Source organism: Reichenbachiella sp. MSK19-1 (assembly GCF_003590315.1).
Taxonomy (GTDB): Bacteria; Bacteroidota; Bacteroidia; order Cytophagales; family Cyclobacteriaceae; genus Reichenbachiella; species Reichenbachiella agariperforans.
The window spans coordinates 27,292-39,240 of the sequence record NZ_MIER01000016.1 but is presented as its reverse complement, the minus strand read 5'-3'; the positions used below and the strand labels follow the sequence as shown (position 1 = coordinate 39,240).

At 45.2% G+C, this 11,949-nt stretch carries 13 protein-coding genes; 7 read left to right on the top strand and 6 right to left on the bottom strand.

Annotated features, from left to right (window positions below):
* Nucleotide 1 precedes the first annotated feature (1 nt).
* Genes BGP76_RS12905 through BGP76_RS12890 form a run of 4 tightly spaced genes read right to left on the bottom strand, consistent with a single transcriptional unit; the run spans nt 2 to nt 2,480 of the window.
* Nucleotides 2–664: a CBS domain-containing protein gene (locus tag BGP76_RS12905; protein ID WP_073123999.1), complete on the bottom strand. Its 663-nt coding sequence runs from the start codon at nt 662–664 to the stop codon at nt 2–4.
* Nucleotides 661–1,431: an alpha/beta fold hydrolase gene (locus BGP76_RS12900; protein WP_073124001.1), complete on the bottom strand. Its 771-nt coding sequence runs from the start codon at nt 1,429–1,431 to the stop codon at nt 661–663. The genes BGP76_RS12905 and BGP76_RS12900 overlap by 4 nt, the downstream gene beginning before the upstream one ends.
* Nucleotides 1,432–1,486: 55 nt before the next feature.
* Nucleotides 1,487–2,026, bottom strand: a complete 540-nt coding sequence (locus tag BGP76_RS12895) for a CvpA family protein (protein ID WP_073124003.1) — start codon at nt 2,024–2,026, stop codon at nt 1,487–1,489.
* Between the two features lie 4 nt (nt 2,027–2,030).
* Nucleotides 2,031–2,480, bottom strand: a complete 450-nt coding sequence (locus BGP76_RS12890; RefSeq protein WP_073124005.1) for a GatB/YqeY domain-containing protein — start codon at nt 2,478–2,480, stop codon at nt 2,031–2,033.
* A gap of 107 nt (nt 2,481–2,587) precedes the next feature.
* Between BGP76_RS12890 and BGP76_RS12885 the strand changes: the two genes are divergently transcribed.
* The 7 genes from BGP76_RS12885 (at nt 2,588) to BGP76_RS12855 (ending at nt 10,054) form a co-directional block, all read left to right on the top strand.
* On the top strand, nt 2,588–3,301 hold the full coding sequence (locus BGP76_RS12885) for a pyridoxine 5'-phosphate synthase (RefSeq protein WP_119845017.1): 714 nt from the start codon (nt 2,588–2,590) through the stop codon (nt 3,299–3,301).
* Complete coding sequence (locus BGP76_RS12880; protein ID WP_119845016.1) at nt 3,301–4,062, top strand: alpha/beta fold hydrolase; 762 nt, start codon at nt 3,301–3,303, stop codon at nt 4,060–4,062. Before BGP76_RS12885 ends, BGP76_RS12880 begins: the two co-directional genes overlap by 1 nt.
* Nucleotides 4,059–4,763, top strand: coding sequence for an SAM-dependent methyltransferase (locus BGP76_RS12875; protein ID WP_119845015.1), 705 nt, complete (start codon nt 4,059–4,061; stop codon nt 4,761–4,763). Before BGP76_RS12880 ends, BGP76_RS12875 begins: the two co-directional genes overlap by 4 nt.
* Before the next feature lie 57 nt (nt 4,764–4,820).
* Nucleotides 4,821–6,071, top strand: coding sequence for a methionine adenosyltransferase (metK, locus tag BGP76_RS12870; RefSeq protein ID WP_073124014.1), 1,251 nt, complete (start codon nt 4,821–4,823; stop codon nt 6,069–6,071).
* Nucleotides 6,072–6,133: 62 nt separating this feature from the next.
* Nucleotides 6,134–8,125: a thioredoxin family protein gene (locus BGP76_RS12865; protein ID WP_119845014.1), complete on the top strand. Its 1,992-nt coding sequence runs from the start codon at nt 6,134–6,136 to the stop codon at nt 8,123–8,125.
* A gap of 11 nt (nt 8,126–8,136) precedes the next feature.
* Nucleotides 8,137–9,456 carry a peptidoglycan DD-metalloendopeptidase family protein gene (locus BGP76_RS12860; RefSeq protein WP_073124018.1) on the top strand — a complete coding sequence of 440 codons (1,320 nt, stop codon included), beginning with the start codon at nt 8,137–8,139 and terminating at the stop codon, nt 9,454–9,456.
* A 16-nt stretch (nt 9,457–9,472) separates the two neighbouring features.
* The gene (locus BGP76_RS12855; protein WP_119845013.1) at nt 9,473–10,054 is read left to right on the top strand and encodes a nitroreductase; all 582 of its coding nucleotides are present in this window, start codon (nt 9,473–9,475) and stop codon (nt 10,052–10,054) included.
* Nucleotides 10,055–10,139: 85 nt separating this feature from the next.
* Here BGP76_RS12855 and BGP76_RS12850 read toward each other — a convergent pair whose 3' ends face one another.
* On the bottom strand, nt 10,140–10,850 hold the full coding sequence (locus BGP76_RS12850) for a methyltransferase domain-containing protein (protein WP_119845012.1): 711 nt from the start codon (nt 10,848–10,850) through the stop codon (nt 10,140–10,142).
* The gene (locus tag BGP76_RS12845) at nt 10,843–11,931 is read right to left on the bottom strand and encodes a type III polyketide synthase (protein WP_119845011.1); all 1,089 of its coding nucleotides are present in this window, start codon (nt 11,929–11,931) and stop codon (nt 10,843–10,845) included. Before BGP76_RS12845 ends, BGP76_RS12850 begins: the two co-directional genes overlap by 8 nt.
* Nucleotides 11,932–11,949 lie beyond the last annotated feature (18 nt).

Genomic DNA, 11,949 nt, shown 5'->3' with positions numbered 1-11,949 from the left:
TTTAGACTTTGAGGTAGTGCAAGAGGGTGTCTAAACGTTCTTGGTCTATTTGATGCTCTTGGCCTTTGCCAAACACGGATGCAATGTTATATCCGAACCGTTGAAATGATGAGACGATACTAGATGCATTTTCTAAATTAACTTTTAGCGTCAGTCGTATGTTTTCGGTCTGGTCAGCATGCTCTATAAAGCTGCTGAGTATTTTACCTCCTTCTGACTCCACGATACGACTGATTTCTGCCATAGAGTAATCCATCATGCTCATAGAGATGACGATAATACTGCCGGGGCTATTGATAGAAGACATTTTGGAAAAGGCTTCTACGACATCTTGAATGGTAATGCTGCCAATATAGTCTTTGTCCTCGTTGAGGACTGCGACAAGGTTTGAACTTGCTTCATAGGCTTTTTTGAGTACTTCGTAGTAGTGCTCATTCTGATCGACATAGAGGTGCGCACTGAGGAGATGAAACTCCTGAATGAGTTCTGCATCCTCGACTTGGTCGAATATGAGATTCTCATTGAAGATTCCGATGAACTTGCCATTGTCCACTACTGGGAGTTCGTGAACATGAAATTCACTCATCCAGTTTTGTGCCTTTGAAATGTTGTCAGTAGGCTTTAGCGGTGGAATGGTATAGTTGATCAGATCTCGAGCTATCATGCGCTTTTTCTTTCGTTCAAAAATTCTTCTAGAATTATATTGTATTCATCAGGCCGCTCCATCATCGGGGCGTGACAGCATTTGTCAATGAACCGCAACGTAGAGTTTTTTAGAAGTCTGTTAAATTCATGTCCTACACGTGGAGGAGTGATCGTGTCGTTCAATCCCCATATCAATAACGTCTCGTTTTCGATTTTGTGCAGTTCTGTGGCTAAATTATTTCTTTGAGCAGATTTGGCTATCCCTACGATGCGCAGACACATAGGCATGCTTTGCATCGTGTTGAAAATTTCGTCAATGTATTCTTTGGTAGCAGTATTAGGGTCGTAGAAGGTGTATCTAACTTTTTCTTCAATGAAACTATAGTTACCACGCTTAGGAAAGGAGCTACCCATGGCATTTTCGAAGAGTCCTGAACTACCTGTCAAAATCAGTCGGTCCACTTTTTTGGGGTGTTTTAAAATATACATGAGTGCCATGTGTCCCCCTAGTGAGTTACCCATGAGATCAAAATTATCTAGGTTTTTGTGAGCAATGAAGTCTTCAAGGTACTCAATCAATTTGGGTAGACCAGCTTCCCGAACTGGCAACTCGTAGATGGGTAGCATCGGGATGATGATTCGATGATCTGCCGAGAATTTTTCTATCACACTTTCCCAGTTGCTCAATGCGCCAAATAGACCATGGAGCAGGAGCATCACTTTTCCTTCACCTTGTTCTATGAATTTGAATTCTCCTTCTTGTTTTAAATTTGCTACCTCCAGCATGTCTTCAGTGAATAATTTTTATAAGTATATCTATAATATATTAATTTCCGATCAATCAAACATTAACTTCTTGTTGATTTAACATCTCTTTGGAGTGATCGAAGAACTCCATAAAGTAAGGAAATAGACCTGAGAACAAGTCAAACAGGGTTGGTGCTAACGAAGCGATAGGTTGATACAGAAAGCTCGTTTCGGTTCGCTCTTCATCTATCGTACCTCCAAAGGAGTCGAATATCCAAAAGAATATGCTAATGAATAACCCCCACTTTAGTATCCCGAGCAAGCTCCCTGCAATATCATCGAGGCTGCCTAGCAAGGTCAAATCTAGAATCTTTTTTAGTGCTTTGCCGAGTAAATGCAATGAGACAATGATGGCGACAAAGATGATGGTAAACGCAATGATGGGGAGCAGGTTGTCATACCCTTCTATGTAGTCTGCTAAAACCATAATGCCCCAGTCAAGCAGCTTGATGCCTAATATAATGGCTAAGAAAAAGGCTCCTATGGAAATAATTTCCATGAGTAGCCCCTTTCGGAATCCGGTCACTGCACCTATGAGTAGGAACACCAATATGACTATATCGATGACGTTCACTGTACTAGCTCAATAGAGATTTGACCATGGCAGAGATTGTCTTGCCGTCTGCTTTGCCACCGATTGCTTTGGTCGCAGCGCCCATTACCTTCCCCATGTCCTGCGGGCCTGTAGCACCTACTTGATCGATTATTTTCTGAACCTCTGCTTTTAATTCATCTTCTGTGAGTTGCTTTGGGAGGTAATTGCTAATGATGTCTAGCTCACCCTGCTCCTTGTCAGCTAGGTCTTCTCGACCTTGCTCTCTAAATAGGTCTGCAGAATCTTTTCTTTGTTTAGCCGCTTTCATAAGGAGTTTCATTTCAGCATCTTCAGAGATTTCTTCTACCGCACCTTTTTCCGTTTCGGCTAAAAGGATCATAGATTTTATGGCTCTCAGAGCGGTTAATTTCTCTTTTTCTTTGGCCAGCATAGCGGCTTTTATATCTGCATTGATTTGATCTTTGAGGCTCATTATCTCTGTTTTTTAATCTCTTAAAATGTGTAATTTTGGTGCAAATTAATTTAGAAACAGTTCTAAGCCAATTCGCGGCTCAATATACTTTAGCTCATCAGATTCTCATGACGAAACTTAGTGTAAACGTAAATAAAATTGCCACGCTTCGGAATGCCCGGGGTGGAAACAATCCCAATTTAGTACAGGTTGTTCGTGATTGCGAGCGCTTCGGTGCGCAGGGGATCACAGTGCATCCTCGTCCCGATGAACGACATATCACGACTGAGGACGTGTATCGGATCAATGAGGTTTGCACGACTGAGTTTAACATTGAGGGCTATCCTGATGCGAGGTACCTAAAATTCATCGAAGAAGTGCGTCCCGCGCAGGCAACGCTAGTGCCTGACCCACCAGAGGCAATCACCTCCAATGCTGGCTGGGATACGGTCAAAAACGAGACCATGCTACGTGATATCGTGCAGCAGATCAAGTCGTACGGTGTGCGTGTTTCGATCTTTGCTGATCCCAGTGAAGTGATCATCGAAGGCGCTAAAAAAGTGGGTACGGATCGAATTGAGTTATACACTGAGCCTTTTGCTACGGGGTATGCTAGTGACCCGGCCGCTGCTGTGGCAGATTACGTCACGGCGGGTAAGCTGGCCAAAGAGCTGGGGCTGGGTATCAATGCTGGGCATGACTTGGATTTAAATAATTTGAAATATCTGAAAGAGAAGCTGCCCTTTATGGATGAGGTGTCGATCGGTCATGCACTGGTCTGTGATGCGCTTTATATGGGGTTAGAAAATACGATTCAGATGTACCTAAAGCAATTGAAATAATGGAGTTGTTGAATTATAAGACATTCGGAGAGGGACAGCCACTCATTATCATACACGGTCTATTGGGGTCTTTGGACAATTGGTTGACATTAGGCAAACGATTTAGCGAACAATATCAAGTATACCTCATTGATCAGCGTAACCATGGAAAATCGTTTCACTCCGACGAGTGGAGCTATGACCGTATGGTGGAAGATTTGGAATATTTTATTGATGAGTTGGGGATTGAAAACCCAATTTTGCTCGGGCACTCGATGGGAGGGAAGACCGTGATGCAGTTCACCGCTTTTCACCCTGATAAAGTGGATAAACTCATTGTTGCGGATATTGGTCCTAAGTTTTACCCTCCTCACCACAAACAGATATTTGCTGGACTGGATGCTGTGCCGATAGGTGATATTACCAGTCGGCAGCAGGCAGACGATATACTAAAAGAATATGTCGCTGACCTAGGGACACGTACGTTTCTGATGAAAAATCTCACTCGATCTGGCGAAGGTTTTGCCTGGAAGATGAATCTGCCGGTGATCAAAGCCAATATTGAAAATGTAGGAGAGGCGTTGAGTTATCACCTACCGATAGAGACGGAGACGCTTTTCGTACGTGGGGGGAAATCAGATTATATATTGGATGATGACTGGGATGAGATCGAGGAGATATTTCCCAATGCGACGCTAGAGACGGTCGATAATGCGGGGCACTGGCTACATGCGGAGCAACCAGAAGATTTTTATAACAAGGTAATGCAGTTCATAGGATGAGCGGAAAACTATATTTGATCCCAACAGTCATTGCTGATGATACAGAGGAAAAGGTGCTCTCACCGCAGATCAAAGAAGTGATTCAAGGATTGGATTATTTTTTGGTAGAGAATGTGCGGACGGCACGCAGATACATCAGCAAGCTAAAACTGGGGTTGGTGATCGAGGATTTGCAATTCGAATTACTAGATAAGAAAACCAAACGTCCTCAGATCGAGCAGTATTTGGCTGCCGTGCAGCGTGGACGTGATGTCGGGATTATCTCTGAATCTGGCTGCCCAGGAGTCGCCGATCCAGGATCAGAGGCGGTGGTGGTGGCACATCAGCTGGGGATTCAGGTCGTGCCGCTGGTCGGGCCATCTTCGATACTCATGGCGCTGATGGCTTCTGGGTTCAACGGTCAGTCGTTCACGTTTCATGGTTACATTCCGATAGACAAGAAAGACCTAACTGCTAAAATCAAAGCCATGGAAACGGCTACCGTCCAACAGCGGCAGACACAGTTGTTTATGGATACGCCTTACCGAAACATGAAACTGTTCGAAGAATTACTAAAGACCTGCAACGGTGATACCTATTTGTGCGTTGCGAAGGGGGTCACTGGGAGTGACGAATACATCAAAACGAAAAAAATCAAAGACTGGAAAAGAGAAAGGGTTGATTTGCATAAGGTTCCAGTAATATTTTCGATTTACTCTTAAATCAATTGTGTACAATTGCCCTAAATTTGCCGACTTTAAAAAGAACTAAGAATAATTATGCCATATCTATTTACATCAGAATCAGTATCTGAGGGACACCCAGACAAAGTTGCGGATCAAATTTCAGATTCACTGTTAGATCATTTTTTGGCTTTTGACAATCAGTCAAAGGTAGCTTGTGAAACTTTGGTGACCACTGGCTTGACTGTATTGAGTGGCGAGGTGAAAACCCAGTCCTATGTGGACGTGCAGCAGGTAGCGCGTGACGTGATCAACAAAATCGGCTATACCAAAGGAGAGTACCAATTCGACGGCAACAGCTGTGGTGTGATCTCTGCGATTCACGAGCAATCTCCAGACATCAACCAAGGTGTAGTGCGTGCCTCTGAGGAAGAGCAAGGCGCTGGTGATCAAGGGATGATGTTTGGCTATGCCACCAATGAGACCGAAAATTTTATGCCACTGGCATTGGACCTGTCTCACATGTTGCTCAAAGAGCTTTCTAAAATCAGAAGAGAGAATACAGATATCAATTATCTACGACCAGACGCTAAGTCGCAGGTAACTATTGAATATAGTGATGACAACAAACCTGTCCGTATAGATGCTATCGTGGTGTCGACACAGCATGACGATTTTGGTCCAGAGGCAGAGATGCTAGAGAAAATCAAAAAGGACATCAAAGAGATTTTGATACCAAGAGTAATCGCTCAGTTGAAACCAGAGATCGCTGCATTGTTCAATGACAGCATCAAGTACCATATCAACCCAACTGGGAAGTTCGTGATCGGTGGACCTCATGGTGATACAGGACTGACGGGAAGAAAAATCATCGTCGATACTTACGGAGGAAAAGGAGCACATGGTGGAGGAGCATTCTCTGGCAAGGATCCTTCTAAGGTGGATAGATCTGCAGCCTATGCGACACGTCATATTGCGAAAAATCTCGTGGCTGCAGGCGTAGCGGATGAGATATTGGTGCAGGTGTCTTACGCCATCGGTGTGGCAGAGCCTATGGGGATTTTTGTCAATACGTATGGTAGTGCAAAAGTAGACCTCAATGATGGCCAGATTGCCAAGAAAATCACAGAGCTGTTCGATATGAAACCTTCTGCGCTCATCAAGAGACTGAAACTGATGAACCCGATTTATTCTGAGACGGCAGCTTATGGTCACATGGGTAGAACGCCAGAGGTGAAGACCGTGGAGTTCAATACACCAGGCGGTAACAGCAAGATGGAAGTAGAGACTTTCACTTGGGAAAAACTGGATTATGTCGATCAAGTAAAAGCGGCATTTGGATTATAAATTTCCTTGTCGGAAACTTTTTCCGCTTATTTGCGATTAGTAGGCTTATAGCAATCACTAGTATGAAGAAATTAATCGCATTTATAGTTACAATATTATTATTACAAAGTGTCCAAGGACTGGCGCAGATTCTCAAACCTGCCAAGTGGTCTTTGGACATTTCTGTTTCTGATCCTAAAAAGGGAGATCAGTTGGATTTGATTTTCGATGTGAAAATCGATGACCAGTGGTACCTCTATTCCTCTGATTTTGATCCTGACCTTGGCCCCATGGTCACCACTTTTGAGTTCACGCCAGATGCGAGCTATGAACTGGTAGGTGAGTTGACTCCAGTCGATCCCAAGAAAAAATATGACTCTCTATGGGAGGGCGAGTACACTTACTTTAAGAAAACAGCACAGTTTAGACAGACGATCAAACTACTTACGGATGAGCCAGCTGTAGCAGGTTCTTATTATTATCAAGTCTGTACCGATGTGGACGGTAAGTGCATTCCCTTTGATGAGGAGTTTGATTTTGACAAACTCTTGGGGGGTAAGAAGGAGTCGAAAGGGGCTATGGTAGCCACAGGCGATACACAAGAGTCCACATCAGAAAAGGGGCTGCTTTCGCAGCGCAGTAGCAACGATCCCTATAGTCTGTGGGGTTTTATGATAGCGGCTTTCTTGGCAGGGCTTGCAGCAATCTTTACACCGTGCGTGTTTCCGATGATTCCGATGACGGTATCGTTTTTTACAGGAGGCTCGGGTGCCAAATGGAAAGGCGTATTTTACGGCCTGTCCATCATCGTGATCTATACCGTGATCGGTTCGGTGATCGCTCCATTCATGGGAGCCGAGACCGCCAATGAACTCGCCACCAACTGGATCCCCAATGTGATATTTTTTGCGGTCTTTGTTTTGTTTGCGCTTTCCTTTTTGGGGCTATTTGAGATCACATTACCTAATAAATTTGTTAACAACATCGACAAGCAGTCTGATAAAGGCGGTTTGATCGGTATTTTCTTTATGGCTTTCACACTCGTGGTGGTGTCATTCTCCTGTACTGGCCCTCTAGTGGGGACGATCCTCGTGGAGTCGGCAGGTGGTCAAATCCTCAAACCGATATTGGGCATGTTTGCCTTTTCTCTGGCCTTTGCATTGCCGTTTACGGTTTTTGCTTTGTTTCCTAGCTTGCTCAACAATCTGCCTAAGTCTGGCGGTTGGTTGAACAGTGTCAAAGTTGTACTTGGACTGCTGGAACTTGCATTTGCTTTCAAATTCCTGAGTATAGCGGATCAAGCTTATCATTGGCATATTCTGGATCGAGAGATATACTTAGCCATTTGGATTGTGATCTTTACCATACTTGGCTTTTATCTACTGGGCAAGATTCGGTTTCCGCACGACTCACCCTCTGACAAGACCTCTATCAGTAGATTGGTGTTGGCGATTGCCACGTTTACTTTTGTGGTTTATTTGATCCCAGGGATGTTTGGTGCTCCACTCAAGGCCTTGGCGGGTTATCTCCCACCGCAGAGTTCACAGGATTTTAACCTCAGTGCGCAGGTCGGTTCGGATGTGGAGAATACGATCTGCGAAACCCCAAAGTATGCTGACTTTCTACACCTGCCTCATGGCATACAGGGCTACTTTGATTATGACCAAGCATTGGCATGTGCCAAAAAGCAAAACAAGCCACTCTTTATTGATTTTACGGGGCATGGTTGTGTCAACTGTCGAGAGATGGAAGCCCGTGTTTGGTCTGATCCCAAAGTGCTCCAGCGTCTCAAAGAAGAATTCGTAGTAGTAGCTCTCTATGTGGATGACAAGACCGATTTACCCGAGTCAGCGTGGGTCAAGTCTAGTTATGACGGGAAAATGAAGAAGTCCATAGGTAAGAAAAATGCGGATTTTCAGATCACAAGGTTCAACAACAATGCGCAACCCTACTATGTCATCTTGGATACGGATGGTGAATTATTGGTCGCGCCCAAAGGCTATGACTTAAATGTTGCTAGCTTTGTGGAGTTTTTAGATCAAAGTAAGCAAGCTTTTGAGAAGCGGGCTGATTAGTAGTAGTTTATATGTCAAAGAAGAAAGGGAGAAAGAGGTTGTTTTCTGCCGGAGTATTGTCCGTCATTTTCATTGGAGTTTATTTTCTCGTATTAGAGCAGGATCAAGATCAGGTGGAGCAAGCTGTGGTCATGAAGCAAGATACGATCCAGACAGAGGTGCCGATTTACGTCCCTAATTATTACTATGGAATCGTCGTGGATTCTCTACATGTATTCGAAGGAGAGATTCAGCGCAATGAGACCTTGGCCGATATCCTGTCTGCTTATAATGTGCCTTATGAGAAAATTCACCAGCTAGCCTCTAGCTCCAAGTCGGTGTTTGATGTCCGAAAGATTGGGGTGAGAAAGCCTTACTCTGTGCTCTATCAAGGAGATAGCATCAAGCACGCGACGCATTTCATCTACAAACCGAACTCCATCGACTATGTGGTTTATGACATCAAGGACTCGGTCAATATCTACAAGAATTCTCGTGAGATTAGCTATAGAGAACAAGAGTTAGCGGGCGATATCCAAACCTCGCTATACATAGATATGTTGAATCAGGGAGGGGATGTCGATTTGGTCAATAACCTCGTGGATGTATTTGGCTGGCAAGTAGATTTCTTTGGGATACAAAAAGGAGACCACTACAAAATCATCTATGACGAAAAGTATGTAGACGATGAGTATATCGGTTCGGGTAAGATCAAAGCGGCTTATTTCAATCACATCAACGAACCCTACTACGGGATATATTTCGATCAGGGTGATGGTCAAGATTATTTTGCGCTCAATGGCGAAAGCCTAAGACGGGAGTTTTTGAAGGCACCGTTGACGTTTACGCGAATCAGTTCGCGTTATTCGGGGAGACGCTATCACCCCGTGCAGAAGCGGTTCAAGGCGCACCTTGGGACGGACTATGCTGCACCAAGGGGGACGCCTATTTTTGCAGCGGCAGATGGTACGATTACCGATGCGAGGTATAAGTCCAACAATGGCAACTATGTCAAGATCAAGCACAACGGGAATATCTCGACCCAGTACCTACACATGTCCAAAATCGCCACAGGGATGAGACCGGGCAAGAAAGTAAAACGTGGCGAAACGATAGGTTTTGTAGGGTCTACTGGCCTAGCGACAGGCCCACATCTATGCTACCGTTTTTGGAAGAATGGCGTACAGGTGGATGCGCTCAAAGTGGACTTGCCTCCATCAGAACCCATCGATTCGCTGTACAGAGCGGAGTTTGATTCGCTTTCGCAGATGTATCTTGTGCGACTGGATCAAATCCAAATGCCAGTGGATAGTGTACAAGAAGAAAGGATGACCGCAGAGGTTGTCCAATAAATTAAACTGTAGCCATATGAAATTCGATGCTGCCGAGGTAAGCAAATTGCTTCAAAACAGGAGGTCTATATTCCCGAAACAATATTCGGGAGAGCGTGTGTCTGACGAGATCATCGCTGAGATGCTCGAAAATGCCAACTGGGCACCGACTTACAAAAAGACAGAACCGTGGCGCTTTCAAGTCTTCTGTGATGAGGGATTGAAAACGCTGGGTGACCTGCAAGTAGCAGCGGTCGAAAAAGCAGAAGGCAAGAAAGTCGATAAAGACAAAATAAAGAAGCTGAGAAACAAACCCCTCGAATGCTCACATGTGATTGCCATCGGGATGAAGCGCAACAAATCCATCCGAAAGGTAGAAGAAATATGTGCCGTAGCGGCTGCTGTCCAAAACATGCATCTTACCGCGACAGCACACGGGGTAGGTTGCTACTGGTCGACTGGAGGAGTGACTTTCCTCGAAGAGGCAAAACCGTTTTTTGATCTGGGTAAAAAAGATTTGCTGCTTGGGTTTCTATACATTGGGATGCCTGCCAAAGACAAATGGCCAACCAGCAAACGAAAGCCCATTGAAAAAAAAGTAGACTGGATCAGGGAGTAATTCTTATGTAAAGAAAATGGCAAAATCTTTACATACGTGAGGCCTTATGTAAAGAAAACGCAAATGTTTTTACCTAGCGAGGGGATCACCCCTTCCAAATAATGACCTCCCAACGAAAAGCCCATTTCCATTTGAGCGTGTAATTCTTGATGCCTGCTTGGTGTAGGTAGCTTTTTAGTTCTCGACGCGTGAACGAACGGGCGACTGATAGCACACTGTCGTAGCGCACCATCTCGGAGCGTGACCAGGCGGTGAGCAGCCATTTGGTGAAGTAGTAAGAGATCGGGTGACGGTGCAGATCATTGATGACTATGCCGGTGCTCACTTGATCGTATAGTTGCCGGATGAGCTGGACGAACTCCTGCTCACGAAAGTGGTGCAAAAACAAACTACAGTGTGCGATATCATAGTCTCTTGATTTGAAAGCTTCACTAAATACATCCTCAGAAAGAAAAGAGATATTCGGAAAAGCGTTGGTGTTTTGGATGGCGTAGGAGATGATGTTGGGGTTGGCGTCTACGCCAGTGAGCGTTAGATCGATGTTTTTTTTCTGTCCCCAGTTGGCAAATAGCTTTAACGTATCTCCGCCTCCACAGCCAAGGTCTACTATACGGTAGTTCTCTTTAGGAGAAGAGCGAATGAGTTTTTTGATTCCATGCAGGGAGATATTTGTGCCGCCTAGATAGGAATTGATCGCATGTAGTTCACGTAGCGTTTGGTTGACGACTTCTCCCTCACAGGCAAAATCATCCATCATTTCTTCCTCTTCGGATCGGTGATGTAGGAAGTCAAACATTCGTATGGGATTTGAACAGGATACTCTCCATCGTCAAGCCAGGGCCAAAGGCGAAGGACAGAATGTTCTGATCATCTCGCTGCTCGGACAGTACGCGTTTGAGCACGAATAGGATCGTGGGCGAGGACATATTGCCATAGTGTTTGAGCACCTCGTAGGCGTGATGGTTGTCTGCTTTGGTCAACCCCAGCTCGGCCTCTATCGATTCTAAAATCCGTTTGCCTCCAGGATGAATCGCATAGCCGTCTATATCGGTGAGATCCATGTCTGTCTGCTCCAAAAGCTGCCGGGTGAGGTCATGGATTCCGCTTTTGATGATGTCGGGGACGTAGGAGGTCAGTGCCATCTCGAACCCGAAATCCCCGATTTGCCATGCCATGTCATTTTTGCCGCTGATGGCGAGATAGCTGGAGCTGGATTTTATTTCTAGGCAATTGTCACTCGGTTGAGAGCTTACGACCACTGCTGCAGCACCGTCGGCGAAGAGCGAGTGCGCGAGGAGATTGTCTTCATTCTTGGTAGACTGTAGGTGTAGTGTACATAGTTCCACACTCACGATCAGTACTTTGGCGTTCTGGTTTTGGCAGATTTGTTTGGCTAGACCGAGGGCATTCATCGCGGCATAGCAGCCCATGAAGTTGATGCTGGTGCGGTTGATACTGGGGCTTAGGTTCAGTGTTTTGATCAGGTCTACATCCAACCCTGGCGCGTACATGCCTGTGCAGCTCACCGTGATTAGGTGCGTAAATGATGCCAAGGAACTCCCGTTGATACAATTGGTGATGGCCGATATGGCGAGCGGTACCGCCTGTTCGCGGTAGAGTTTCATTCGGACGCTGGTGCTCGGAAAGGGCTGTAGATCTGGACTGTTTTTGAAGAATTTGAAATCCCCGTTTTTGCGTTTGTAGTCATCCAAGATCGAATAGCGCTCCTCGATTCCCGTGGCGCGATAGAGTATCCGAAGCTTTCGTTTTTCTTCGTCGCTCTGTGCGAGATTGTCACACATGAAGTTGGCTATGTCTTCTTGTTTGTAACGGTTGTCTGGATTGGCAGTGCCGATGGAGGTGATGTATGCGCTCATAGATTTGAAACTTTAAAG